Here is a 25,307-nt window from a genome sequence, read left to right on the forward strand (position 1 = left end):
ATGTTTGCCCGAGCTTTCATTCTTGCTTGCGTTTTTATGCTGATGCCGCTCGCGGCCCGCGCGGTTCAGCCCGACGAAATCATGGCGGACCCGAAGCTGGAGGCGCGGGCCCGCGCACTCTCTGCTGAATTGCGCTGCATGGTGTGCCAGAACGAGTCGATCGATGAATCCAACGCCGATCTGGCCCGCGATCTGCGCCTGCTCGTGCGCGAAAGGCTCCTGGCGGGCGACAGCGACGAGCAAATCCGCGCCTTCCTGGTTCGCCGCTATGGCGATTTCATTTTGCTGAAACCGCCGTTCAAATCCGAGACCTGGTTGCTCTGGGGCGCGCCCTTTCTCATTCTGATTGCGGGCGGGGCGGTGATCCTGTTCGCAAGGCGGCGGCAATCGCAGTCTGCCTCGGCAAGCGTCTTGACCGAGGCCGAACGCGCCAAGCTCGACACTTTGCTCGACGGCGACGGCTCGTAAGAAATTTTTGGTCCAATTATCCGCGTCAATCGTACCAAAATGTTTCACGTGAAACCTTTTGGTACGATGGGCGTATTATGCGCCTCGCCTGTGCCAACGCACTCCTCCGAGGTCGTCTCCTATAAGCGCGACAACTTGGCCTTCACCAAGGTAAAGAGGGCCATGGCGATCCATAGTAACCTTGGGATCCATTGTAATCAGGAACGCCAGACGAGCGCCCGGCCCCCGCCCCGCGCGGACTTGTCTGACCCCGAGCGACCACCTTATACTCGCCGCCCGGGCTCACGCCGGTCAGCGCCACCTGCGTATTCTCCAGGCCATTCTGCTTCACCAGCTCAAAAAGTGTGGCGGCATTCTCAGGCGAGATACGCACGCAGCCATGCGAGACGGGTCTGCCAAGATTCTTTAGGTCGTAGCTGCCGTGGATGGCATGACCGTCTTTCATAAAGAAAACGGAATGTGGCATGGGGGCGTTTTCCCACTGTTTGCTATACCAAATTTCGTTCATAGAGGTGGCAGTATAGGTTCCCGATGGAGTTGAATATCCTGCTCGGCCAGTTGATACCCGCCATCGATATGTTTCTGCCCCATTCAAATAAACTGTCATCAGTTGATTTGTTTTGTCGATGTTGACGAGGACGGCGACCCTCTTGGCTCCGGCCACACCCGCGTCATTCGCTCTGCGGAAGCCGGAGCCCGCACGAGCCGTCACCGGAAAGAGGACCAATGCCGCGTCAATGGCGATCAACAAGAGCGCAATTCTCATCAATTGATTTAAGGATGTGCACATATGCCCCCCCCAAGGCTGCGGAAATGAGCATATGCCCCGCCGCTTCGTAGCACGTTAGCCGGAAACCCCGGGATAAACGCCGAACCGGCACAGATAGTTCCTGCTTTCGGCTGGACCGGAGGCCGAATGCTGGGAGTGGACGGTTTTTAGCGGCGTTTGCCCGCCTGAGCGGCGTCTGGCCGCGCATGCCGACGTTTTTCCGTCATTTGGACGCAATCCCCCCGTGGGTTGGGCTCGAGGCGGCGACAGCGAGGAACAGATTCGCGCCTTCCTGATTCGCCGCTATGGCGATTTCATTTTGCTGAAACCGCCGTTTAAATCCGAGACCTGGTTGCTCTGGGGCGCGCCCTTTCTGATTCTGATTGGGGGGCGGGGCGGTGATCCTGTTCGCAAGGCGGCGGCAATCGCAGTCTGCCTCGGCAAGCGTCTTGACGGAGGCCGAACGCGCCAAGCTCGACACTTTGCTCGACGGCGACGGATCGTAAGAAATTTTTGGTCCAATTATTGTAAGTGCCGATCGTACCAAAATGTTTCACGTGAAACCTTTTGGTACGATTGACGCGAAGACTGTCACCGTCTTCATGGTTAGTCGATCTTAACGGTCCGCAGCCGGAGCGCATTGCCGATCACGCTGACAGAGGACAGCGCCATGGCGGCCGCCGCGATGATCGGCGACAGAACAATGCCGAAGCTCGGATAGAGAACGCCGGCGGCGACCGGCACGCCCGCTCCATTGTAGATGAAGGCGAAGAACAGATTCTGCCTGATATTGCGCATCGTCGCTTGCGAAAGCCGGCGCGCGCGCACGATCCCCTGCAAATCGCCCTTGAGCAGCGTAACGCCCGCGCTCTCCATTGCTACATCGGTGCCGGTCCCCATGGCGATGCCGACATCCGCCGCGGCCAGCGCCGGGGCATCGTTGACGCCATCGCCGGCCATGGCGACGATACAGCCTTGCGCGCGCAATTTTTCGACCACGGCGCTCTTTTGCTCGGGCAGAACCTCCGACTTGACATCTTCGATGCCAAGCCGGCGCGCAACCGCCTCGGCGGTGATCTTATTGTCGCCGGTGAGCATCACGACGCGCAGGCCTTCGCCTTGCAGCGCCTTGACGGCCTCGGGCGTCGTCGGCTTGATAGGATCGGCGATTGCCAATAGCCCAACGGCGTTGCCATCGATTCCGACAAAAATAACGGTGGCGCCTTCGGCGCGCAATTCATCCGCTTGGGTCACCAAATCCGCGGTCGCGATACTATCGGATTCGAGGAAGCTGGCCGTGCCGATGGTAAGTCTATGCCCGTCGACCGTCCCCTGAACCCCTTTTCCGGCGGGCGCTTCGAAGCCGGACGGTTCCGATAATTCGAGCGTCCGCTCCTTTGCAGCTTCGACAACCGCGCTGGCCAGGGGATGCTCGCTCGCGCGTTCGAGGCTGGCTGCGAGGCGCAGAAGTTCGTCTTCGCGATAATCGCCCGTGCTTCGTACCGCTACGACCTTGGGCTTGCCTTCGGTGAGCGTCCCAGTCTTGTCGATGACCACCGTGTCTATTTTTTCCATGCGCTCCAGCGCTTCGGCGTTCTTGATCAGAACACCCGATCGCGCGCCACGTCCGACGCCGACCATGATAGACATCGGCGTCGCGAGCCCGAGCGCGCAAGGACAAGCGATGATCAAAACCGAAACCGCCGCGACGATTGCATAGGCCAAGCGTGGCTCGGGGCCAAACAGCGCCCAGGCGGCGAAGGCGAGCAAAGCGATGCCGATCACCAAAGGCACGAACCAGGAGGAAACCTGATCGGCAAGGCGCTGGATCGGCGCCCGGCTTCTTTGCGCCTTCGCGACCAATTGCACGATCTGGGACAGCAGCGTATCGGCGCCGACCTTCTCGGCCCGCATGATGAAGGAGCCGCTTCGATTGAGCGTGCCGGCAATCACCTTGGCGCCGGCCTCCTTGCTCACCGGCATGGATTCGCCGGTGACTAAGGATTCGTCGATGGACACGCGCCCCTCGACAATCGTTCCGTCAACCGGCACTTTTTCGCCTGGTCGCACGCGCAGGCGGTCGCCGACCGCGATGGCTTCGAGCGGCACTTCCTCGTCGGTGTTATCCGCGCGGATACGCCGCGCGGTCTTCGGCGCGAGGTCGAGCAGGGCTTTGATGGCGTTTGAGGTCTGTTCGCGTGCCCGCAGTTCCAGAACCTGGCCGAGCAGGACGAGAACGGTGATGACGGAGGCCGCCTCGAAATAAATGGCAACCGAGCCGTCCGCGCCACGGAAGGCTTGCGGAAAAAGACCCGGCGCCAGGGTTGCGACGATGCTGTAGAGCCAAGCGACCCCGGTGCCGAGGGCAATCAAGGTAAACATATTGAGGTTGCGCGTGACGAGCGACTTTGCCCCGCGTTCGAAGAAAGGCCAGCCGGCCCACAACACGACAGGCGTGGCGAGAAGCAGCTGGATCCAGTTCGAGGTCTTCTGCCCGATCAACATATGAAGATTGAAAAGATGACCGCCCATCTCCAGAACGACAACCGGCAGGCTGAGCGCGAGCCCGACCCAGAAGCGCCGCGTCATATCCGCAAGTTCGGGGTTCGGACCCTCATCGGCGCGGGCCAGTTCGGGCTCAAGGGCCATCCCGCAAATCGGACAATGGCCGGGACCGATCTGACGAATCTGCGGATGCATGGGACAGGTGTAGATCGTTCCCTCCGGCGGCATGGGACGATCCGGGGCCTTGCCACTATCCTGCGCGTCCGGACGCGCTTCATGATGGGAGTGGTCATGCATTGACATTGGCTGGCTCCAACTTATTCCACTAATTCTGCGCACGTAGGTTCGTCGGTGTCGACTCGGCCTTGTCAGATAGTCGCGCAAGCTCTCGATGCCAAGGAGGGCAGGGGCTTCTTTATGATTGCGGTGACTGTGGAAAAGCGCGCCTGCCTCCGACGTCAACGGGCGGAGTTCGGCAGAGCCGCGAGCGCTTCGCGGCCGGAAACGCATTTGCCTTTCGGCCAACTCCAAAAATTGCCGAGATGCTCCATCGCATCGGCGAGCCTTCGCCGGTAGGTTTCCTTCGACACTTCGACGGCACCGAGCGAGGCGAGGTGGGGCGTCACAAATTGCGTATCGAGCAGGCGAAAGCCGCCGCGCGCCAGCCGCGCGACGAGATGGACCAGCGCGACTTTCGAGGCATCGCTTTTACGATGAAACATGCTTTCGCCGAAAAATGCGGCGCCCAAATGGACGCCATAGAGTCCGCCGACGAGCTCGCCATCGGCCCATGTCTCCACCGTATGCACACGGCCCATGTCGAACAATTGCCGATAAAGAACGCGAATTCGCCGGTTGATCCAGGTCTTGTCGCGTCCCTCATATGAGGCCGCGCAGGCGTCGATCACAGCGTCGAAGTCGTAATCGATTTTGACTTCGAAACGGTCCGAGCGAACGGCCTTGGCGAGGCTTTGCGATACGATCAAACCGTCGAGCGGGAAGATGCCGCGCAGTTCCGGATCGACCCAGAACAGATTTTCGTCCTCGGCGCTCTCCGCCATCGGGAACAGCCCGATAGAATAGGCGCGCAGCAAAATATCGCTGGTAATTTCGAACTGGTCGCGGGCACGGCTCATGTCACAAGAGTGGGGGCGAGGCAAAATCCCGTCAAGCGCGAAAACAGCGAGCGGGGCACCCCGAGCCTTGCCGCAGGCGGTAGCTTGACAAAAGCTCGATCCATGCTTCTTTCAAGAAAGCAACATATTCAGCTGAGCTTTTCCCATGATGGTTTCAACGACAAACGATGTGGCAGGCTTCAAGGTTGTTCGGCATCTTGGGATCGTGCGTGGGATTACCGTGCGTTCGCGCAGCGTCGTGGGCAATTTCGTCGGCGGGATTCAATCTCTTTTCGGAGGGCAGATCGGCGCTTATGTCGAACTTGCCGAAGCCGCCAGGCAGGAGGCCTTCGATCACATGTGCGCGCATGCAAACCAAGCCGGCGCCAATGCGGTCATTGGTATGCGGTATGACGCCAATGATATCATGGATGGCATTACCGAAGTCCTCGCCTATGGCACGGCGGTCGTGGTCGAGCCGGTCTAGGGCGTCGTCCCCATTTCAGGTCAAACTGCATCGGCAAAGCCATCGCTGGCCCGTCTTCCCAAATATCTTGAGTTCATTTTTCTCCATGTTGTCCGTGATCATCCTTTGCGAAGATAAGTTGCCAGCCGCACGGCCAGGAGGCGGAGATGCGGCGGAGATTTTGGCCCGTACACTTGCCTCTCTGGTGACGGCAAAAGTTCATGGCCTGCTTGCCGATGTCCGGATTGCCGGACCGTTCGAGATGAACCTTGGTATTCTTGCCAATCATGCCGGCTGTGCCTTCGTCGAAGCCGAGAAGGAAGCAGACAGGCTCCATCTCGGGTTGACGGCGGCGCGCGGTTCAGATGTTTTGTTGCTGCGTTCCGGACAGGCGCTCGATCCGGCCTTTATCGAGGAAGCCGGCGATTTCCTGACGCGGCGGCAAAGGGACAAGTCGAGCGCGGCGCTTCTCCGGGCGGCGCCCGAGACTTTCCTTGAGCGGATTTTTCCAACGTTCGCGCCGGCTTCGGGCCTGATTGCCACGCGCGATCTTATGCTGCGCGCGCCGCGCGGCGGCTTCCAAAGCCTTGCAAGCTTTGTCGCGCCGGCAACGACTTTTCGGGTGCGGACACGACCTATCGTCTGATGAGAAGCGGCTCTGCCGAGGATGATTGCTTCGGAAACGGCAGGCTCGACGGCGTTCCTGCTTACCGCGCAAATGTATTGCACGAATCGATTTCACCGGATTTCAAGCCGGCGTTGAGCCATTGAGCCCGTTGGGCCGAGGAGCCATGCGTAAAAGAATCCGGCACCACATATCCCTGAGAGGATTTTTGCAAACGATCGTCGCCGATGGCTTGAGCGGTCGTGACCGCCTTTTCAATGTCGCCCGGCTGAAGAAACTGATATTTGCGCTCCGCACTTGCGGCCCAGACGCCGGCGAGACAATCCGCCATGAGTTCAGCACGCACCGATAGATTATTGGCGACGCCGCGGCTGACAGCGCGCTGCTGAGCCGCTTGAACCTTGGGGAGGATACCGAGCAGATTTTGAACGTGATGGCCGATCTCATGCGCAATGACATAAGCGTAGGCAAAATCCCCGCCGCCGCCGAGGCGCCGCTTCATATCCTGAAAGAAGGATGTGTCGAGGTAGACCTTTTGGTCTTTCGGGCAATAAAATGGCCCCATGGCGGCCTGGGCGCCGCCGCAGGCGGAAGCCGTGCTCCCACTATAGAGGACGAGCTTCGGCTTGATGTAGGCGATGCCCTTCTGATCCGGCAGAACCTCGGACCACACATTTTCGGTGCCGGCAAGAACGGCGGCGACGAACTGGCCCATGTCATCGGATGGTGTTCCGGTCGATTGCGGCTGCTCTATCGAGCTCTGGCGCATGTTGTTCAGTCGTTCCGCGCCGCCGATCAACAAAAGAGGATCGATTCCGAGCGCCCAACTGAGAAGACCCAGGACCACGACCGTGCCGATACCGAGACCGCCTCCGCCACCTAGCATGCCACCTGAGCTGCGCCGGTCTTCGATATTTTCCGAACGGCCAAAATCCTGCCACTTCATGCCAAATACCCGTCTGTCAGGTGGGTCGCTTTATCCGCCGGTCACGCTCATGTGCCGCGTGACCGCAGGTTGGGTATGTTCACGATCGATGACGAAATCATGTCCCTTGGGTTTTCTCGCGATGGCGGCTTCGAGCGCTTCGTGCAAAAGCTCGTCGGATTGGGACGCCCGCAAAGGCGCGCGCAAATCGGCCGCATCTTCCTGACCGAGGCACATATAAAGCGTGCCGGTGCAGGTCACTCGCACGCGATTGCAGCCTTCACAGAAATTATGTGTGAGCGGTGTGATGAAACCAAGCCGGCCGCCGGTTTCCTTGACATGCACATAGCGCGCGGGGCCCCCGGTCTGATAGTCGAGGGCCCGCAGGGTGAAGCGTTCCATGAGCCGCGCCTCGACCACATTCAAAGGCAGATATTGATCGTCGCGCTCGCCGTCGATGCTGCCCAGCGGCATGACTTCAATCAAGGTGAGATCGAGCCCGCGCCCATGAGCCCATTCGAGCATGGGCACGATCTCGGCCTCGTTGACGCCTTTCAAGGCCACCATATTGATCTTGACCGATAGGCCGGCCGCCTGAGCTGCATCGAGTCCCGCCATCACTTCGCTGTGATTGCCCCAGCGCGTTATAGCCTTGTATTTGGCCGGATCGAGCGTATCGAGCGAGACATTGATGCGGCGGACGCCGGCCTGCGCGAGGTCCCGTGCAAAATGCGCGAGGCGCGATCCATTTGTGGTGAGCGTCAGGTCAGTCAGCGCGCCGGAGTCGACATGGCGGGACAGGGCCTGGAATAGGCTCATGATGTTCCGCCGAACGAGCGGTTCGCCGCCGGTGATCCTGATCTTGCGGACGCCGCGGCTGACAAAGGCCGCGCATAAACGGTCCAGCTCTTCCAGGCTGAGCAAATCGCGCTTCGGCAGAAAATTCATGTCTTCCGACATGCAATAGACGCAGCGCATATCGCAGCGGTCGGTCACCGAGACACGAATATAGGTGATCTCACGTCCAAAAGGATCGATAAGCGGCGCTGAGGCTTGCGCGAGCAACCGTTCGGATTTGGTATGCAAGACCGGGACGTTCATGGACCAACATTTACATAGGCGGGAGCGGGAAAGCCACGACTAAATGATACATAGGGGCAGGGGCGACAGGTTGCGAGGCGGGTAAACCAATGGCCGAAAATCGTCAATGGCCAAGCGAACTGCGGCTGCGGGAGAATGGCCGGGTCCTGCGGATCAGTTTCGAAAACGGCGCCGCTTTCGATCTGTCGGCTGAATATCTGCGGGTCATGAGCCAGAGCGCGGAAGTGCAGGGTCACCGGCGCGAGGATCGCTTGACCGTTGGGGGCAAGCGGGACTGCCGGGTGATCGGAATCGAAGAGGTCGGCACTTATGCGGTGCGGCTCATCTTCGACGATCTGCATTCTACGGGAATCTATACCTGGACCTATCTTTACGAGCTTGGTTCTCGCTATGATGAGAAATGGGGCTCCTATCAATCGGAACTTCAAGCCAAGGGATTGAGCCGCGACAGGCAGGGACAGGCATAGAGTTCAAATATCGAGCCAAGAAGGCGCATTCGAGCCGCTTTTTCTGCTACTTTGGGCCACGACGCCAAACGGTCTCGGTTCAGCGTAGCGATCCGCGACCCGTCCAAGATTTATATAGCGCGGAGATGCGCTGCTGATTTCAGGATCGATCCATGCCTTTTTCCACGCCGATGGCCGCAGCAATTTATTTGACCATCTGGTTTACGGTCTTGTTCGCGGTGCTTCCTTTCGGGGTCCACTCGCAGCATGAGCGGGGCGATTTCGTCGCTGGAACGGATCCCGGCGCGCCGGTCGCGCCTCGGCTGCTCCCGAAAATGATCTGGACAACTTTGATCTCCGCCGTCATTTTCGGGGGATTGGCCGCTTTTGCTCATTATGCCGGCTGAGGCTCCTATTGACCCCCCGCACCGATGAGGCTACTTCAGCGACGCCCCTTGTGGAGCGCGTAGCTCAGTTGGTAGAGCATCTGACTTTTAATCAGAGGGTCATGGGTTCGAATCCCATCGCGCTCACCAACAAAATCAATCAGTTATGCTAGTTTTTTGTCTCTATTGCCAAGCCAATTGTCGGCTGGGGCAACGCTTGGGGCAACGCTAGCTGTTCGCGTGGCCACCCTTACCCTGCGCCTTATGTTCTCGCCAGTTTGGCCGCACATCGATGGGCCTTTCCCTGCATGCGGAGCACCGCAGCAGCCTCCGAAGGTCTGGCAACTGCACCAAATCGTCTAGCCCGTCAGCGTCAACCAATGCGCTATGGCCGCAGCCGCATGTTACTTCGATCGACGTGACGCCGTGCGAGCGCATATTGCCAATCGTCATCGCCGGTCCGGTACAGCGATTCGCAGCCATTGACGCCTCGCATGGAACTTTCAAAGCCTTAAAGAGATATCTGGACTTCGCGGTGGCGTTGTGACGCCGCACCCGAAGAAGCCATGGGTCTTTCCCCCCGTTCGTGCCCAAGGCGCAGCCCCTGCTCTGCCGGAGGTACGCAGAGCAGGGGCTTTTCTGTTGGGCGTGAGGGGGTTTAGACACGGGCTAGAAAATACCCCACGTGAAAACGATTACGAACCTACGCCGTGCCCAAACGTTCAGGCGGTCGCACATTCAGACTTGGCGTCGATCTCGGACATCACGGCCTCGCGCACATCGTCGAGCTTTTCCGCAATATGTTCCATCAGAGAATTCATTGCATTGGAATTGTCCCCGAGGCCATGCGTCGCCAGACAAGCGGCTTCTATAAGGTGTGCCACCGTGTCCAGGTCGTCTTTAATTCGGATCATAGGTATCATTGTAAAACTCCCGTTGGGTTATTTGGTGGAAGGTTTGGGTGCCCAAACGTTCAGGCTGCTGCTTTTTCCGCGCGATGCCGTGCGTGTTCTTGAATTGCACAAATGGTGTCCAAAAAATTGGACAGATTGTCCAACGCGACGGAATTTACGCGCCATTGGAATCGTAAATCTCCGCAAAGTCGACGGAACGCGAGCTATGCAGCCTTGGGCGGCAGGATCAGGCTAACCATGTAAAGCGCTTGCTGCGGCGTCGCGCCGCCGCCCCATACCGCGTAGACGGTCGGTGCTTGATCCGCGACGTCGGCCAACGATCACCGGCCAGCTCGCGAAGCTCGGCGAACCAATCGGCAAAGGTCACGTCTTGCCTGCGCGCGATATGCTTTTGGATTGCCCGTGCCATTGTGGATTGCTCCCTTCGTTGATTGCAATTTTGCCTAACATATGCTAGGCGTATATGTATACGTATACGATTGCAAACAGGAATGCAATGCCAAAGTCTGAAAAAGGTCCGCCCCCCGCTGTTGTCCTAACTGCACGGATTCCCCAAGACGTGAAGGCGGCGCTTGATAAAGCCGCGCGCGAGGACGCCCGGACGACATCAAGCTTTGTGGCAAAAATTTTGGTGGATTGGCTGGCAGCCAAAAAGAAAAAGATGCCGAAATGAGACCGAAAGGCCTCCTCGCACCCACCGCTGTCTCATTAATGGACGCAGGCTATCGGTTTCGCGCACTGATCGACACTGCCGACAGATCAGCGCGGGGTGACCAATTTGAATTCTTCCCCGCTGGATCGTGCGGGGCCGTGTCAGAAATGTTTGGAAAGCACCTCATAGACACTTATGGCATCGACTCCGTTTATGTATCGGGTCGCTCTTCTAGCGGCGCAAGCCATGCGTGGATTGAGTGCCTCGGATTGATTATTGATTTGACCGGAGATCAATTCCTTGACGATCCCCTACCGCCTGTATTCGTATCTTCTGATCAACATTGGCACGCGCGCCGCTGGTCTGAGGATCAATTAAGATCATCCATTAGCGAAATCCTTCGCGACAATGTGGCCCAATGCCATTGGGCATGGGGCATAGCCTATCGACATTTGGCCGTAGCGCTGGGCAGCGAGGCCGCCTGATTTATCATCCACGAAATGGCCGCGCGCCAAGGGTGTGAAAATGGAACATACTGTCAAGGTGTGGGATAAGCCCCACGTAGTCAGCGTCCATCGGCAGTCGAAAAGTGTTTGGATTGCCGTAGGCAATTATATGGGAGAGCGTATTGAGGTAAAGGGGCGTAGCGAATCTGCGGCCGTCGCACAGTGGCGGGAAGCCACACGATACAAGGGCAACTGAAAGAGTGTTCCACGGTATGAGGAAGTGCCCAAGCGGCTGGCCCGTCCGGGCAAGGCCCACGAGCGTGGCGCTTTGGGAATACCTGAATTTAAAAACTTGGCCAAAAGGTTTGGACTGCACCCGCCAATTGGGGAGGAGCTGGCAAGGCGAGTTAATCGCCAACCGGGCGGCGAACTGATTGTAGTGGCGGGCTACCTGGAGATAGGCACCCATTCCAGCGTGCGGCGGTGGAGGCAGCACAAGCCTACAGGTACATTCAAAAACGCCGCTTTCTATCGCCAGCTTTCTCATGCACCCACGGAACGCAGTCTCTGCTTTTCACGCATAAAGCGGATCGGGATGGTGAGAATTTCCGACAAGGACGTTCTTTTTGTCAGCCCTCATCTCATGGATGCGATTGAGCGTCCGTTCATCGAAGCTAAGTATAACCGCCAACATCTCTTGCCCACCAATTTTCTGCGGTAGGCCAAGAGGAATCGGCTTGAAGTGGAGACTGACGAGAGGAATTAAACAGTCAGGCTCAATTTCTGTGATAAAGTTCGAAATACCGCACTCAAGTCCCCATTCAACCAAACCTGCCCAAAGGGCGGTAGCTATTTTACAACTTCCTGGAGCCCTATAATTCGGTTGAACGCATTGACGCGAAAGCTCGCAGACGTGAGCGCCAACCGGCGGACTGACTTCGCATAGTTCCGGCGAAACCTCCGACAATAAATTTGGCCGGCTGGTAGGAACTATTCGCTGATATCCACGCACCTTGCTACGATTAATGTAAAGCATATGCACGGCGTGGATGTTATCGAAGCGATCAAACTCGCGCCCTGGAAGTGGGGCCCGGCCGCGCAAACGCTTATTTCCTACCGAGATTCGATTTTGCAACCGGAAGGCCTGATCCATCTCATTTCGATAATGGTGTTGGTTTGCAAGCGTCACGAGGCGAATCATTTGGGTTCTCCAATCAAACGTTCTGGAGACGTCGGTGATAACGCTGCACCGGTAATTTCCAGCATGACGATAATCGGAAAATCAGGAGGACGCCGATAGTACCTCTTCCCGTACCTTTTTGCAGCGTCTGCCAAGTGCACCTCAAGAGTTAGCAAATCGACGGGCGATTGCTGCGCCCTTGGGTACAGGGGACCGGATAGGAAAAGCGTCGGCTGGGCGAATATGGGGAGGTCTGCAGCTTGCCTCCTGCGACTCGCTGTACCCCAGAAATACCGAACGCTGGCTCGGCGATGCCGCTGCCTATGGTGTGAAGGCTCTCAAATCGAAGAGGGCGCAGTGACTGCACACATTTGCTAGGATGATAGGGTCACCCCATGTGCGGACGCTTCACTCAAAGCTACAGTTGGCGTGAGCTGGTCGCCGTCGGAGGGTTGATCGCAGGAATGCCGCATTCGTCATACAGAATCCTGCCAGCTTGACCTGAATCGCGGGGCTATTCGCGTCACCCGACAGAAATGCAACGACGTCGTTCACCGACAGTCAAAACCCCGCACTGGCTTTCCATGTGGGTAAGCCGGCCAAGCCATCATCTTAAAGACAAACCGCACCTTCTGGAGGACTCTATGGAGTTTCGAAGAACGCCGATAGTTCTCATCGCAGAGGATGAGAGTTTAATCGCGATTTCGTACGAAGAAATGGTCATCGAAGCAGGTGCCACAGTGGGCGGATCGTTTCCGACGTGCAAATCTGCAGAGGAATGGCTGGACTTCCATCATCCCGACCTGGCCATCATCGACATAGAGCTACGAGACGGTTCCAGTGTTGAACTTGCGAAAAAGCTGTGCGGGAGGAATATTCCGTTTTTTATAGTATCTGGCTATCCCGCCAGCCAAGAAGTTGACGACGTTTTCAAATCTGCGCCATGGATCGAAAAGCCCCTGGTGTTCGGGGCTTTGCAATCCGCGTTGAGCGATCTGCTTTCTTCTAAGCAAATCCACTAAGCACGCGGCAGCTTGCGAACTTGCACCTCGCCGCTTCTTTGGAACAAAGCGCATGAGTGGAGTGGGAGCCGCCAATCGGCGACTCCCCGTATCATTTCAGCCTGCTTTACCTAATATCGCCACCTGGGGAGCGATACTCACTCGGCAAGCCCGTATCGTTGTATGCGGGAGCTAATTTTATCTCCTCTTGCGTGCGACTAATCACTAGCCAACTCTTGCCGTCACGCATGGAGACTTTCAACTCTTCGAACGGAACGACGATATCCTTTTGAGTGACGCCGGGGATAGTGCCGACGCGGATGATCGCACCCGATACCTTGCCGTCGCTTTCGATCATAAGATCCTTAACCGTTCCGGCTTTTTTTCGGAAGGATCGTAGATGCTGGCCTTATAGACGTTCGAGAGCATTGAAGGGGTTGCTACCCGAGCGCCCTGTGGTGTTCGGGCTCTCTGCAAAAGCGAAGCTACCAGCCAAGCTGAGAACCGAGGCGGAAATAGCAAGCATTTTTAACATTTTGACTCCTTTGCAGTTCCGACACCCATCGGGGTCGGTTCGCAAACGTCGGTCAAAATTCTTGGTTCCCCTATGGCGGCGCAAGGCCTTTAGGGCTCAGGCCAAGCCGCTGACTTTTATACTCGCTAACGCAACGGCCTGTGGGTGCTCGCGCACAACAGCTCGCAAATGCAATTCGCAGGACATTTCCGCGCGCAGCCGGGCACCCTTCGTTTGGCGCGTGAAGAGAGCGCCAGTTCTTGGGCAGTCGCGGTGGCCTTCGCTGCGGTTATCTCTCATAGTCCTCGGCTACAACAACAAATAAAAAATGATGAGCCAAGTGATGGCTTAGAAGACCTTCGACGGGCTGTTGAGAGGATACTAGATGAAAAGATCGATTATCATCAGCGCGTTAATAGGAACTATCATCTTAGTAATAACAAGATACTTCGTTCTCGCAGAAATGAAACCAAACGATCCACCCACTGCGAGCGGTAATTACGATCCTGCAACATATGGAAAAAAGAATCGCTTGTGGAAATAGAAGGGATGGTTCTTGGGGTGCCAACACTTATGTTTTCCGTAAAACCCTGGCTATGTTTGCATGTGCTCTTCGCAACCGCGAGCGCTCGAACCATGCCGATCCAGATGTAGGGCGAAACACGTTCAAACTACCAATGGGTCTTCAGCAGCCGCTTCGTGGCGCCTTTCCGAGAGCCTTCGCTCGAACGCTGAGTCGATGATAGCGGCTACGATCATATCGAAGTCGCCCTTTTCGGCGGCGAGTAAGGGAGCTAGTTGGTTAAGCTCGTTGCGGGCCACGGTCCTCACCGTTTCTATTGCGGTATTTTTCTCAGTTTCAAAACATTCACGGCTGATGTCCTCTGCCACGAGATGGTCGAAAAAAATGTCGGCCATATCCCTTGCGTCAGCCCAATAGAGCTTGAGCAACTGTTCGAACGTTTCGACACCAAGTCCGTGCGCCAGAGTGGCACTGAAGCGGGCTCGCCGCTTTTTCATTTGCAAGATAATGCTCATCTGATTGCCTTAAGCTGCATGCAACTCAAGGACCCGACAACGGGTAGATTTCGAGTTACTGAGGAAGCAGCAGAGCTGCATCTACCGTTTTGCATTTCGGAGGATATTGAATCGGAAATTTCTTAGAATTCTGCCCATCATAACACCAGCAAATTGGGCCATCAGCAATCCGCTGAAAGCGAATAACTTCATCCAGAATCTCACGATGTCCCAGTTCTCAGAGATGGGAGCATCTTCTGGTTCTGCTCCTAATCTCGCTTGTAGATAGGTGATGTCTTTGTCGACATCTGATTGGAGAAGACGATCCGCATCTTTCTTAACTTTCGCTTCTTTAAATGTTGAGGCCTTCGGCCTCGGCTGTGCTTGAGCGTTCATAATACCCTCGCCGCTCGAGCACCGCACGAAACCCGCCGGGCATGCTCGATTCAACATTTTGTTGTGAGCGCAACTCTTCGCCGCAGACTTGTAGCCAAACGGAGCGAATAGCGGTTGCGAGATTTTCATTACTGTCGATCATCGAAAGTTTTCAATAGAAAATTGGGCGACTGCAGTTAAATATTCCACCGTTGAGTGTGTTTAAAAAGACCCAAATAGGACTTTGCCAAAGCGCTCTACCAATCGAGACGCGCGTGCCACTTCAAGCGGGGTGGTAACCTCTCGTAACAACGGACATATTAACTCAGGGATGTTGACTCTGACCGCAAGATGCGTGCGCTCACACCTGCTGTGGTTAGCGTCACAAGGGGATCGTTTCTGAATAAGCAGCCGCAGTTCTCGCAAGCACGTACGCTTCGTTCGGGAACATACGATCTAGCGAACTCATAAAGTGCATGCGCGCCATGCTCGCCTATCATCGGCCAATGCCCATTTCAAAAAAAAGGCGGCGGCGGGTAAAAGGAACAAAACCCCGCCGCCGCCCAGTTCACCCCACAGTAGGTGGGACACCGCGGGCCAGTTCGGGAACCCGCGGCGCCCCTATCGACCGCAGCGCCGAGCAACGCAGCGGCCAATCTCATCAAACCCCAGCGTCTGCAAGGATTGCGAGGGCAAGTTCGCGTGCGCAGGTATGGCCACAAATATCCGCGGCTCTCGCGGTCGCTTTGGCCGCATCGACGCCAGCTCCAACGAGGGACGCTTGGATAACGGCTTGAACAGCAACTTTGATGACTGGATCCGCCATACCAGCGCCAGGAGCTCCGGGATGCAGAGCGTCTTTCAGCCCCGACAAGCCCCAAGGAAACAAGCGCCCAAACGCCCGCTGATCGGCGGCTGCAAGCGCGAAATTTTCCACGGGTTGCGGGGTGGAGACGCCGTCTACCCGGCACGTAAATTGAATTGTCATTTTTTAAACCCCATCAATTTCGCGAACGAATTTGTCGACAAGGGATGTGAACGCGGGTTCGCTTAGCCCAGATGCATCGCGCAACGTGCCAAGGGCCAAATCGTACGCGGCGCCGACGATCTCTAAGTCACTGTCGAGCACCTCAATCTCCGCGATCTCGGGGCCGAATTTCTCGGCGATGAAAGCATCACGGACGCGCTGATATTGATCTTCTGGCAGCCCACTCAGCGCGGCCGGCATAGCCAGCACGGCTAGAGGATGCTCAAGAGCAAAAACGAGGCGCTCGCCGATCGGTAGGCCTTTAATGTGATCCCGAATTTCCCGCCGTTGAAGCTCTCCGACAAGATCGTCCCGCGGCGGTGTTGGCGGCCTCAATGCGTCTTTGCGATTCGCATTCCAGCGCATCGCCTTTCGTGCCGGCCCCGTCCTTTCAACGACCGGGCGAATGGTGTCCATAGCAAATTTTGCCACTTCAGCCTTGCGGCCCGCGTCGGATAGGTGGGGGTTGCCGTCAGCACGCTTTTTTGCGGAGTCTACGGTCTCCCCAAGCAAGAAAGTTGAGTTCAAAATCGCTCTGAAGCCTTCTGCATGCGGGGCATTCGAAAATCGTTTCAGCAATTCGTTTTTTGCGCTCGGGTTCAATTGAGTGTCTCCTCGGGGTTAATCATTCGATTGTGGTCATGAATTATTTCGTTCAAATCCAGTTCGTTGCGCGGATCGCCTGGCGGGTATCTGTCGCCTCGATCGACCCATGCGGCTTGGGCAATGGGCCTGCCTCCGCCGTAGCAACCGTGTTCGAATTTGCGGGCCTGCTTGACGATATTTCCGTAGGGACCGCGCTCACCAATGCGATAGACACCAGGCGTCTCAGGTAGGCCGCCGACATCGACACCGCCGGTCGAGAATTTCCCGACCATGGCCACGGGGCCTCGATAGCCCACAGCCCCAACCAGACGCACTGCAATGCCAGCAACAGCGGCCGCAAGGTCGTCATGCCCCCCCCCACGGGGTGCCCAATCGTATCCTTGCCACCTGATCGGTTCGTCCGGCGCTCAAGTGCACATAGCTGCGAAGCGAGGCGCTTGTTGTCCAAGAGCGACACCTTTCCCGAATTCAAGATCGGCAGGAGGCCAGCAAAGTATTCTGACGTCGTCAGCTCGGCGCGGTCGTACATAATGCCGCAGTTAGCGAAGCCATCGACCACAAAACCCGCCGCATACCTGTCGCCGGATACTTCGAACAGGCCATAGCGTTTAAGCGCCTCTGCGCACCGTGCCACGGCATCGAGTGGCTTGCCGCCCTTGTCCTCCAAGAGGAAGTCAATGATCGCCGCATCGCCCTCCTTATGACCGATACAGAGCGTAAAGGAGTCGGCGCCGCCACCACTAGGATCGGCATGCGCGATGTAAACGTGCTGGGGCTCATAGGGGCGAATGACGACGCCTCGCGCCGTGCACGCATTTACCGTCTCTGGCGCAACATAGGACTCTAAGTCGCTGCGAAATTGGCCGCCCCATTCCGAGGCAGCAACCGCGGGATCGTCCTCATATGCACGATCGATAACGCTTTGTTTGATGGTCGGGTTAAAAACCCGCGTCGGGCCGTTGGCAACCAGGATTTCCGGGCTGCCGTTGGGACCAAAATGCCTGTTAAACGTCTTCCATGTCTCGCCGCGCCGAGCATGGGGAGAGCCAATAGCCAGTAGCGGCCCGCTAGTAGTTGCCAAGGCCGGCCGAGCGGCGGCCAGGATCTCTTTGTCGGCATTCCGGGAGCCGAATTCGTCGGAAAGCCACATTGAGCATTCCTCGGCTATAATCGCAACGGCCGAGATCCCGCGAATGGTTCGAAACGATGCAGGGCGGATTGATATGTCGATGCGGGTTTTCAAGCTGACCGTATCGCTGGTTTGATTCTCGACCAGCGCCCCGATCCTTGGCACCTTCGCAAAGATGCCCGAGACATAATTGAAGATCGTTCGCGCCTGCAGCGTCGAGGCCGCCAGGATTGGAAGAATGCCGCGCTCGCCGGGACCGAGTACCGCCCTGTAATCGCAGCAGGCGGCTAGATAACTGGCGATGATGGCGATAATCAGCGACTTGCCCGACCGGCGGCCGGCGATGATCCACAACTCGCCGCATGGCTCGGTCGGCGCAACGGTGCGACCGGTCACCGACGTGAAGATGACCATTTCCTCGGACGTCAGCGGCTCGCCAAAAGCGGCGACAAGCAGGATCCGCATGACGCGATAGGATTCGCCACCGACGATGGCACCGAACCAGGCAGGGCTCTCAAGGGCTTCTCTGACCGATACGAGCCTATTCATTGGACGAGGTCTTCGGCCGGACAGGCTTGGCGAAGTAGTCAACCAAAAGGGAATCGCTGTTAACGGGCTTGGCACGGCGCTCGAGGCCAAGGGTTTCAAGAACCCGGCGTTCATGACCCGCGATCCGGCCGAACTGATCAAGGTCGACGGCGAGCCCCATGGACAGCTTGCCCTCGATGATCTCGCGCTCCGTGCCGAGCGATGCTGCCAGTCGACAAAGGCTGTAGGCCACTGTGGAAACCGCGTCAGGCCCGCCCTGATCCGAAATGTACATGTGCATTAGGTCGCGATGCCGGCGGGCCCACTGGCTGTTGCCGTCTCCCACGACAAAGCTGCGCTTTCCGTTCGTCACGGCCGATCGGATACGCTTCGGGCGCGCGTCTTGATCGTCCTGCGCGGGACGGATCGCCGTCATGGTCTGAACGGTTTCGAGGGTTTCCAAGGTCTTTTACGCCGTCCAAATGGCCACATACGATGCCCAATTGTTGCCCGAAACGGCTGAAAACGCAACGCTATCAGCAGATACCGTTGATTAACAAGGGTTTTTATTTTCACAGCACAGGATGGATAGTCAGGCGATGACCAAGGTCCGGCGCAATTCAACGTGCGTGGCATGTGGATAGGCCGAGGCTGCGCTCAGGCTTTCGGAGCCGAAGAAAGTGATGGGTAAGCTTAGCTTTTCGCGAAGGGTCCGGGGGTAATCTCCTTGACGCTGCCGGGACTCATTCCTTGGCCGATCAATTCACTCTCGGAAACTTCCTTGACGGCCTCAGCGAGTTCGCCCTGATTTACGGGAACGTAAGCAATCACCAGCTCTAGGGCGGTTTGCTTATCAGCCTCGTAGGACAGGAAATACCGCACGATCTCCGGGTTGCCGACGCAGCTGAACGTCGTGGCACGAACATTCCATCCTGCCGACATCGACCCCTCCCTTATGCTGCCGTAGCGATCAGTGTGGTCAACTCTTAATCAGTAGGCGCCGTTCCGTAGAACCAGCATTTATGTGGCTCAAGCCGTGTCTTGTGCAGGATGATGGCGACGACTATGGCCCTGGCCTCGGCGCTTCCCTCAAGACTGTTCTCGGAAAGCCCTTTTTGGAATATTTGGACAAGCCCCCCCCCGTCGCATTTGCGGTCTCCGAGGCCGGCACGGCCGTTTTTTCTGTAGAGATCTTTATTGGTCGCTAAATTTTTTGCGTCATGGGCCCTTATTGGCTGCGAAACTTTTTGCGGCGAAACTTTTTGCGTCACGGCCAAAAAAATGGCGTTTTCCCCTATTGGTCGCTAAACTTTTTGCGTCACTAATTTCAATGCAAAATCCGGTTTGCGCTCACGGGCTCCGAAATCGTGGCGCTATCCATCAGTTCAGGAAGCGTACCGGCCGCCCGGCGCCGTTCCCATGTTCGGCGCGACATCGCAAGCTTCTTCCATGGCTTTGTGCGACTTAGGGATTGATCGTGCGGCTTGGCTCCGTTCGCTCGCTTCTTGTCCCTCGCACGGCACCTCTGGCGTTCGGTGTATTGCTGCATCAGCTCTTCCCGGGTCACTCCATATGGTACGATTGTCCATGCTGCAGCGTCCCTCCGAACCTCCGCTGTGATCCCTAGTAACCGGCCGATGGTATCGCCGCGCATGGCGACGTAATGGTTCCTACCAAGGCGAACGCTCTCTTTTCCGCGCCATTGCTCGGTAGCAGCTACTTGGGCGCGGATGTGATCAAGATCGACGCTCAGCCCAGCTCGCCGCGCCGCCAGCGACAGGGTGGACACAGAGAGGCCAAACCATTCTGGGGCGCTTCGCGCCTTCCTGTCGCCGAGCCATTTCTCAGGTGCGGCGCTGAGGAGGTTGGCGAACACAATGAGCCAGGGCGCGGGGTCGAGGATTTCTCCTCGATCCTTATGAAGTTGCGCCACCCTGTAAAGCTGCGAAAGCTTGATTGCGATGTCCCGCCGCCGGGACAAGCGACTCATGCGCCGCTCCCTTTCGAGAAGGCGATGTGCCGCGACCGAATCCAGTTCCGCGTCTTGACGTCGGGCGGCACTGCCGCCGCGCTTTGCACATAGCCCCACGAGCCTGGCTTTCGGCCAAACTTTTCCTTAAACTTATTCCACGCAAAGCCGTCGGGGTTCTGATATCCGCGCTCTTCAGCATACCCCTTGAGCATTTTTATAAATGTCGACGGGTCAGCCTTTGACTCGCTATCGCCAGGAGCTCCGGATCCATATTCGACCAAATCCCCGTCGAGCTCTGCAACTTTCGTGATGGCGAAAAACACATGGCCGCATTCGGGACAAGCCCGCACCGCCGGAGGGACCACGACGCGGCATTCAGGACAAAGCTTGATGCCGGGCTCGACCGCGATTTTGCCCGTATCAAAGTTCTTATTCCCTTCGCCATCATGGAGCGCGGGAACGTCAATTTCAGTAACGATCCCGAGGCGCTCAGTATTGCCCGCGTGGTCAAGTATAATGCAATGGTCTTTGCCTTCCGCTATCCTCAGGCCGCGACCAATACTTTGCACGTGCCTGATCCGGGACCGGGTCGGTCGCGCGTCGATGATGCATCGCACATCGGCGTCGAAGCCGGTGTCGATAGTGCCCACGTTGCAGAGGATCTTTGTCTCGCCGGACGCGAAGCGATGGAACATGTCATCGCGGTCGAGCTGGATTGTGTCGCAGTCGAGATATTCAGCCGCGACTCCTGCTTCGATGAAGCGCTCATGCAAGTGCTGGGCGTGCTTTCGGTCGACGCCATAGCAAACGGTTGGCATTCCTTCGCCCCGCTTTTTCCATGTGTCGATGACGTCGGCGATGATTTCACGCCGATTGCAGATGTCGCTTAGTTCGTCGTTTCTAAACTCGCCCTTGTCAATGTGAACCGAGCCAAGTTCGGGCGGCGGCGGGGCAAAGATCTTGAACCGAGATAGACGCCCGATGCTCATGAGGCCCGTCATCGACACCGGCTTGATCAGATCGTCATAAACCCTCCCAAGCCCGCGCGACCAGGGCGTCGCGCTTAGCCCGACAACGATGGTGTTTTGCATCTCCGGAGAAGCAAACCATTTCTTCACTGCGTCGAATTGCATGTGCGCTTCGTCGACGATGACGAGACCGAAATTTTGCGTCGGACGCCGAACTAGAGTTTGTTCAGAGGCGACGACGACTTGTTTCTGACAGCTATCCCTTCCCCTCATGCCTTGGAGGACGCCAACATCAGGAACTCCCCCGCGCCGAAAGTTCTCGACAGTCTGTTCAATAAGCACGGTGCGCGGCACTAGGAAGGCCACACGATGCCCCTTAGCAGCCGCGCTCCGTGCGATATTCATCGCGATCTCGGTTTTGCCCGATCCAGTCGCGAGTTGAAGCATCGGCCGCCTTTTTCCAGCCGCGATCGACTCCCGCAAGAGATCGATGGCCAGTTTCTGGTGGTCGTAAAGCTCACGTGGGGGAGTCACCTGCGGGGTTTGGAAGAGCGCATTCATTTCGCGCTCCCTTCGACCCGCTCTGCGAGTTCCTTCGCGTCTGCGGAAATCGATTGCCAATGCGCCCGCGCCCGCCTCAAGAAATGCAGCAGCCCTGCGTCCGATTTGACCGCGATGCAGGGCATTGCCGCGTCGAGTTCGCGGTGCAGAATATCGATGGTGTCGCCAATGTTTTGGCGAAGCTGCTCGCGGCAGATCTCGATGGCTTGGGGTGAGGGCGCGCTCATCGTGCGCCCCCTTTGCGGCGTCGCCGTTGCGGTCTGGGCGCCGTCTCAACTTCACTGATCGCGGCAACAATTTCCGCTTCGGAAAGCGCGCTGTGTTCGGCCGAAAACCCGCGCCATAACGATTTGGATAAGTCGTCGAGCTCCTGCATCCCAGTGCGTTTTCTAAATGCGTCGCCCTCTGGGCCGAGCCATTCATCAACATTTTGAAAAGGACGCTGCAAAATCCACTCAACGTGCATCCCGGCGCCTTCGGGGTCGCGCCAGCTCCGCGCGGCAAAGAGCGTGAAAATCGCCCACTCGCGCCGTTCGTCATCAGACCGGCCATGAAATGGGTCGTACCCAGGACCCTGGATGACGCCGATGTCTGCATCGAGGCAGGCTTTCAGCAGATCCTCGCCGTCGAGGCTCTCGATCTCTTTTGCGAAGCGAAAAAGCTTTCGGACGTCAGACGACAGCACGAGCAGGGCCGCTGCCTCGTTGAGGGTCAAATCCGCAATAGGTTGCGCATTTGGCCCCTCGATCTCAGTGCGGTTCCGTGCAAGGCGCATATAAAGTTGCGAGGTTCGCTCGCTGATTGAACAATGGTCGCGCAACCAGGGAAGCCACGCACCGTGCGGCACCATTTCTTTGGCTTCAATCAGCAATTCCCCGGCGGCGATCGAGTGACCGAGACTTTCGCGCAGGGCCAACGATACTGCGGTATGCTCGGCTCGAATCCGGGCCGCGAGTTCCGGGAGGGAATTTGAGAAGGCGATAGCGCCGTCATTTCCCCCTTGCTTATCAACGTCGTTTTTGCTATTTTCCGCATCGTCAGTCCTGCCGGAAATGACACGCAGATCCAGAGCCGCTGGCGTCGCAACCGCCGGCGGCTTTTCCCTTTGATGCATGGCGTCAAACGGTTTCCGTCAGGGAGGCTTGGACCGCTGGTTTGCCGCCGGTCTTCGGCGTCCGCCGCGGACGCTGGGCAAGCCATGCTTCGACTTCGTGGATATCCCACGCGATGCTGTTCGGGCCCATTTCGATAGGTTTAGGAAACCCGGCCGCCACCTTTCGGGCCGCGTCCATGCGATCACGAAAAACGCCCCGCTCGGCGAGCTCTTTATAGCGGACATACTGCTTCGACATATTCAATCCTCATTGCGCAACCGCGACCACGGCGTTGCTCATGTGAACTGAATATGCACGACAGAAACATCTTGTATATCAACTGGTTAGGGCACTCTTAAGAATGTCCGGACACTCTTAAGGAACGTCATGTGGACAACTTTTTTACCCATCGGTCCATGATGGTCTTCTCATCTCTGCGAGGCAGCTTGTCCGCTTCTAGACGAATGTTGACTCTGTCAGTTATCTCCCGCCTGCTTCCCCCTTTTGCAAGCTCCGCCCGCAAGATCGAGAGTTGCCGTTCCCTTCTTTGGGGCGAGTTGGCCGCACGTCGATCGCGGGCGCGCCCGAGCTTCTCGAATTCGGCAAGCTTTTGCGCACTGTCGCTCATCGTTCCCATGCTGCTGATCGAGACCGCCGCTGCTATGAAGTGGTGGATCTGTTCGTACCCGTAATCCGCACGGGATGGCTTTGTCTGTCTCAATGGCTCGATGAACCATTTTGCGAGCTCATCAAACGCCGGACGCAATCGGGTCAGCGCGGCTTCAAGTCTAGCTCGATCGGCAGGCGTTACGACTTTTTCAGCTTTCGGCGACAGCGCACCAAGTGCCATCTTTTCGAGATAATCGAGCATCGTTAGCGCGCCTGCCTTGCAATCGCTGCTTTCGCTCATCCTTGCTCCCTCATCTTGATGACGTTCGTGGGATCGCCAGGTTCGACGATCGACATGACGCGATTGGCCCACGCCTCGAACGCGTGCCTTTTCTCGTCAAGATAGCTGTGTTGATCATAGATCTTGTGCAGGCCCTTTTGGCTATGAGCGATGCAAAGCTCGCTGACGTTATCCGCGATCCGCAGCGAAGAAAGCCCGGTTCGCATTGTTCGCCGCAGATCATGGAACCGCCAAGGAGCTACGTCGGGGATCAGGGCGTCGATCTTGGCTTTCAAGCCGCTGAAATTTGCGATCGGCCGGCGCCCGCCGGTCGTCGTGAGGACGAAGGGGCCAGGCCACCGCGGCAGGCCGGCGAGGATCGCAATGGCTTCCGGCGCCAGGGGCACAATATGCGCCGTATCAGCCTTCATGCGATCGGCTGGAATGACCCATAAGCCTTTCGCGAGGTCGATTTCGGACCACGCCATTTCCCCGACCTCGCGAAGGCGTTGACCGGTCAAAAGCAAAAGGCGCACGAATGGGCCAGTCGGATAAGATAGGTCGCCCGCAGACTTCCATAGCGCCGCCAGCTCACTATCCGTGAGAACCCGAACTCGTGGGCTGGGCTTGCCAATCAAATCCTTGGCGGAGAGCGCGGCGCACGGCGACGCTGCCAGGCCGTAGCAGCGCTGCGCCAGCGCCCAGCGATAAAACTTCGAGAGGTATGCGAAGAGGTGCCGCGCTTGATAGGGGCGGTCCTTCGCAACCGCCTTCAGTAGCTTTGCGATTTCGAGGTCCGTGATCGAGGCAACGGGGCGTTTTCCGAAGGATGGCAGGATTTCACGCCTAAACGCGGCCTCGACCTCGGCGGCGGATCGCAAGCCGGCAACGTGATCCTCAAAGAAATCCTTAGCGACCGCTCCGAACGTCTGTTTCGCGGCTTGGGCCTCCGCCTCTTTTGCTGCCTCTCGTTTGGCTTTGGGATCAATGCCGCGACTTATATCGAGGATCGCGGCGCGGGCGTCCGCCCTGGCGTCGGAGAGTGCGTAGGGCAAAGGATGGGCCGCTGGGAACGGTACGGTCCAGCCGAAGCCGATTAGTCGGCGAATCAGCCTGCCATTTGGCAGGCGCCGCATTACATTGAAACTTGCGGCCCCGGTGTCGGTAACACGGACGCAGAAGCTAGGAATGGCGCTATCCCAAATTACCGTGCGCTTGCCAGCCGGGGCGGGTTTGAGCCCTCGCAATGCTCGGTCGGTTAACAGAGTTTTCATGGTCGCCCAAAAAATCAGATGCTGATATAGGTCAACTATGGGGCAACACTCAATATGTGTCAACGGGTGTTAGCGGATATTAACGGGTGATTGGATTGTGGGCATTAATATGCTGTGAAAACAAGGTCGAAGGCTGTTAAAATGTTGTGCAGTGTTAAGAGGTGATATGAAGCGCGACGGGACTTTTAATCAGAGGGTCATGGGTTCGAATCCCATCGCGCTCACCAACAAAATCAAAACATTATATCGCATCCACGAAAGATAGTCAGGCGAGGCGCTGGCTTGGTAAGCGTGCGGTAAGCAGAAATCGGAAATTCGGGGAAAATCGGACGCTTCATACGACACCCCCCAAGG

Annotated in this window: 32 protein-coding genes and 1 tRNA gene; 10 read left to right on the forward strand and 23 right to left on the reverse strand. The window is 57.3% G+C overall.

The genetic code is table 11. The features are described from left to right. The gene (locus CU048_13665) at positions 1-468 is read left to right on the forward strand and encodes a cytochrome c-type biogenesis protein CcmH (GenBank protein ID QBR72142.1); all 468 of its coding nucleotides are present in this window, start codon (positions 1-3) and stop codon (positions 466-468) included. Positions 469-610: 142 nt separating this feature from the next. Here CU048_13665 and CU048_13670 read toward each other — a convergent pair whose 3' ends face one another. Beyond that, the gene (locus tag CU048_13670; protein ID QBR72942.1) at positions 611-1,234 is read right to left on the reverse strand and encodes a L,D-transpeptidase; all 624 of its coding nucleotides are present in this window, start codon (positions 1,232-1,234) and stop codon (positions 611-613) included. Between the two features lie 124 nt (positions 1,235-1,358). On the opposite strand from CU048_13670, the gene CU048_13675 reads away from it, so the two are divergent. Next, on the forward strand, positions 1,359-1,817 hold the full coding sequence (locus CU048_13675) for a hypothetical protein (protein ID QBR72143.1): 459 nt from the start codon (positions 1,359-1,361) through the stop codon (positions 1,815-1,817). Positions 1,818-1,843: 26 nt separating this feature from the next. Here CU048_13675 and CU048_13680 read toward each other — a convergent pair whose 3' ends face one another. Together CU048_13680 and CU048_13685 are read right to left on the reverse strand one after the other, a co-directional pair. Continuing rightward, entirely contained in the window at positions 1,844-4,252 is a 2,409-nt protein-coding gene (locus CU048_13680; protein ID QBR72144.1) for a copper-translocating P-type ATPase, read from the reverse strand. After that, on the reverse strand, positions 4,201-4,878 hold the full coding sequence (locus CU048_13685) for a leucyl/phenylalanyl-tRNA--protein transferase (protein ID QBR72145.1): 678 nt from the start codon (positions 4,876-4,878) through the stop codon (positions 4,201-4,203). The genes CU048_13680 and CU048_13685 overlap by 52 nt, the downstream gene beginning before the upstream one ends. Before the next feature lie 145 nt (positions 4,879-5,023). Here CU048_13685 and CU048_13690 point away from each other — a divergent pair, with 145 nt between their 5' ends. Continuing rightward, positions 5,024-5,344 carry a hypothetical protein gene (locus tag CU048_13690; protein QBR72146.1) on the forward strand — a complete coding sequence of 107 codons (321 nt, stop codon included), beginning with the start codon at positions 5,024-5,026 and terminating at the stop codon, positions 5,342-5,344. Between the two features lie 85 nt (positions 5,345-5,429). After that, on the forward strand, positions 5,430-5,969 hold the full coding sequence (locus CU048_13695) for a transposase (GenBank protein ID QBR72147.1): 540 nt from the start codon (positions 5,430-5,432) through the stop codon (positions 5,967-5,969). A gap of 61 nt (positions 5,970-6,030) precedes the next feature. Here CU048_13695 and CU048_13700 read toward each other — a convergent pair whose 3' ends face one another. After that, positions 6,031-6,894 carry a hypothetical protein gene (locus CU048_13700; GenBank protein ID QBR72148.1) on the reverse strand — a complete coding sequence of 288 codons (864 nt, stop codon included), beginning with the start codon at positions 6,892-6,894 and terminating at the stop codon, positions 6,031-6,033. 30 nt (positions 6,895-6,924) lie between these two features. Continuing rightward, positions 6,925-7,974, reverse strand: a complete 1,050-nt coding sequence (locus CU048_13705; GenBank protein QBR72149.1) for a GTP 3',8-cyclase MoaA — start codon at positions 7,972-7,974, stop codon at positions 6,925-6,927. An 89-nt stretch (positions 7,975-8,063) separates the two neighbouring features. Between CU048_13705 and CU048_13710 the strand changes: the two genes are divergently transcribed. The 3 genes from CU048_13710 to CU048_13720 all read left to right on the forward strand — a co-directional run bounded on the left by CU048_13710 (position 8,064) and on the right by CU048_13720 (position 8,956). Continuing rightward, complete coding sequence (locus CU048_13710) at positions 8,064-8,441, forward strand: hypothetical protein (protein QBR72150.1); 378 nt, start codon at positions 8,064-8,066, stop codon at positions 8,439-8,441. 152 nt (positions 8,442-8,593) lie between these two features. Further along, a complete protein-coding gene (locus CU048_13715) occupies positions 8,594-8,827 on the forward strand; it encodes a DUF1467 domain-containing protein (GenBank protein ID QBR72151.1) in 234 nt (77 codons plus the stop codon). 53 nt (positions 8,828-8,880) lie between these two features. Next, a tRNA-Lys gene (locus CU048_13720) sits at positions 8,881-8,956 on the forward strand. A gap of 572 nt (positions 8,957-9,528) precedes the next feature. Here the strand turns inward: CU048_13720 and CU048_13725 are convergent. Beyond that, positions 9,529-9,720, reverse strand: coding sequence for a hypothetical protein (locus tag CU048_13725; protein ID QBR72152.1), 192 nt, complete (start codon positions 9,718-9,720; stop codon positions 9,529-9,531). 226 nt (positions 9,721-9,946) lie between these two features. Further along, positions 9,947-10,129, reverse strand: coding sequence for a hypothetical protein (locus CU048_13730; protein QBR72153.1), 183 nt, complete (start codon positions 10,127-10,129; stop codon positions 9,947-9,949). Positions 10,130-10,389: 260 nt separating this feature from the next. Between CU048_13730 and CU048_13735 the strand changes: the two genes are divergently transcribed. Continuing rightward, positions 10,390-10,857 carry a hypothetical protein gene (locus CU048_13735; GenBank protein QBR72154.1) on the forward strand — a complete coding sequence of 156 codons (468 nt, stop codon included), beginning with the start codon at positions 10,390-10,392 and terminating at the stop codon, positions 10,855-10,857. A 4-nt stretch (positions 10,858-10,861) separates the two neighbouring features. Here the strand turns inward: CU048_13735 and CU048_13740 are convergent, their stop codons facing one another. Both CU048_13740 and CU048_13745 read right to left on the reverse strand, forming a co-directional pair. Then, a complete protein-coding gene (locus CU048_13740; protein ID QBR72155.1) occupies positions 10,862-11,287 on the reverse strand; it encodes a hypothetical protein in 426 nt (141 codons plus the stop codon). A gap of 105 nt (positions 11,288-11,392) precedes the next feature. After that, positions 11,393-12,019, reverse strand: coding sequence for an autoinducer synthase (locus tag CU048_13745; protein ID QBR72156.1), 627 nt, complete (start codon positions 12,017-12,019; stop codon positions 11,393-11,395). A gap of 515 nt (positions 12,020-12,534) precedes the next feature. Here CU048_13745 and CU048_13750 point away from each other — a divergent pair. Beyond that, positions 12,535-13,020 carry a hypothetical protein gene (locus CU048_13750; GenBank protein ID QBR72157.1) on the forward strand — a complete coding sequence of 162 codons (486 nt, stop codon included), beginning with the start codon at positions 12,535-12,537 and terminating at the stop codon, positions 13,018-13,020. A gap of 106 nt (positions 13,021-13,126) precedes the next feature. Here CU048_13750 and CU048_13755 read toward each other — a convergent pair whose 3' ends face one another. The 8 genes from CU048_13755 to CU048_13790 form a co-directional block, all read right to left on the reverse strand. Continuing rightward, on the reverse strand, positions 13,127-13,357 hold the full coding sequence (locus CU048_13755; GenBank protein QBR72158.1) for a hypothetical protein: 231 nt from the start codon (positions 13,355-13,357) through the stop codon (positions 13,127-13,129). Positions 13,358-14,179: 822 nt separating this feature from the next. Further along, positions 14,180-14,551 carry a hypothetical protein gene (locus tag CU048_13760; protein ID QBR72159.1) on the reverse strand — a complete coding sequence of 124 codons (372 nt, stop codon included), beginning with the start codon at positions 14,549-14,551 and terminating at the stop codon, positions 14,180-14,182. Positions 14,552-14,632: 81 nt separating this feature from the next. Next, positions 14,633-15,055, reverse strand: coding sequence for a hypothetical protein (locus tag CU048_13765; GenBank protein ID QBR72160.1), 423 nt, complete (start codon positions 15,053-15,055; stop codon positions 14,633-14,635). 511 nt (positions 15,056-15,566) lie between these two features. Further along, the gene (locus CU048_13770; protein ID QBR72161.1) at positions 15,567-15,842 is read right to left on the reverse strand and encodes a hypothetical protein; all 276 of its coding nucleotides are present in this window, start codon (positions 15,840-15,842) and stop codon (positions 15,567-15,569) included. A gap of 54 nt (positions 15,843-15,896) precedes the next feature. Further along, the gene (locus tag CU048_13775) at positions 15,897-16,349 is read right to left on the reverse strand and encodes a hypothetical protein (GenBank protein ID QBR72162.1); all 453 of its coding nucleotides are present in this window, start codon (positions 16,347-16,349) and stop codon (positions 15,897-15,899) included. 238 nt (positions 16,350-16,587) lie between these two features. After that, on the reverse strand, positions 16,588-18,216 hold the full coding sequence (locus CU048_13780) for a hypothetical protein (protein ID QBR72163.1): 1,629 nt from the start codon (positions 18,214-18,216) through the stop codon (positions 16,588-16,590). After that, entirely contained in the window at positions 18,209-18,658 is a 450-nt protein-coding gene (locus CU048_13785) for a hypothetical protein (GenBank protein ID QBR72164.1), read from the reverse strand. Before CU048_13785 ends, CU048_13780 begins: the two co-directional genes overlap by 8 nt. A 230-nt stretch (positions 18,659-18,888) precedes the next feature. Beyond that, positions 18,889-19,137, reverse strand: coding sequence for a hypothetical protein (locus CU048_13790; GenBank protein QBR72165.1), 249 nt, complete (start codon positions 19,135-19,137; stop codon positions 18,889-18,891). Positions 19,138-19,217: 80 nt separating this feature from the next. On the opposite strand from CU048_13790, the gene CU048_13795 reads away from it, so the two are divergent. Beyond that, on the forward strand, positions 19,218-19,403 hold the full coding sequence (locus CU048_13795) for a hypothetical protein (GenBank protein ID QBR72166.1): 186 nt from the start codon (positions 19,218-19,220) through the stop codon (positions 19,401-19,403). A 119-nt stretch (positions 19,404-19,522) separates the two neighbouring features. Here the strand turns inward: CU048_13795 and CU048_13800 are convergent, their stop codons facing one another. The 6 genes from CU048_13800 to CU048_13825 all read right to left on the reverse strand — a co-directional run bounded on the left by CU048_13800 (position 19,523) and on the right by CU048_13825 (position 24,953). After that, on the reverse strand, positions 19,523-20,185 hold the full coding sequence (locus CU048_13800) for a hypothetical protein (GenBank protein ID QBR72167.1): 663 nt from the start codon (positions 20,183-20,185) through the stop codon (positions 19,523-19,525). Further along, positions 20,182-22,293 carry a hypothetical protein gene (locus CU048_13805; protein QBR72168.1) on the reverse strand — a complete coding sequence of 704 codons (2,112 nt, stop codon included), beginning with the start codon at positions 22,291-22,293 and terminating at the stop codon, positions 20,182-20,184. Before CU048_13805 ends, CU048_13800 begins: the two co-directional genes overlap by 4 nt. Next, positions 21,920-22,810 carry a hypothetical protein gene (locus CU048_13810; GenBank protein ID QBR72169.1) on the reverse strand — a complete coding sequence of 297 codons (891 nt, stop codon included), beginning with the start codon at positions 22,808-22,810 and terminating at the stop codon, positions 21,920-21,922. Before CU048_13810 ends, CU048_13805 begins: the two co-directional genes overlap by 374 nt. A 4-nt stretch (positions 22,811-22,814) precedes the next feature. Beyond that, a complete protein-coding gene (locus CU048_13815; protein ID QBR72170.1) occupies positions 22,815-23,048 on the reverse strand; it encodes a hypothetical protein in 234 nt (77 codons plus the stop codon). Between the two features lie 127 nt (positions 23,049-23,175). Next, positions 23,176-23,661, reverse strand: coding sequence for a hypothetical protein (locus CU048_13820; protein ID QBR72171.1), 486 nt, complete (start codon positions 23,659-23,661; stop codon positions 23,176-23,178). Between the two features lie 35 nt (positions 23,662-23,696). After that, positions 23,697-24,953, reverse strand: a complete 1,257-nt coding sequence (locus CU048_13825) for a hypothetical protein (GenBank protein ID QBR72172.1) — start codon at positions 24,951-24,953, stop codon at positions 23,697-23,699. Between the last annotated feature and the right edge of the window lie 354 nt (positions 24,954-25,307).

The sequence above is a fragment of the Beijerinckiaceae bacterium genome (assembly GCA_004564215.1).
Lineage (GTDB): Bacteria > Pseudomonadota > Alphaproteobacteria > Rhizobiales > Beijerinckiaceae > Methylocapsa.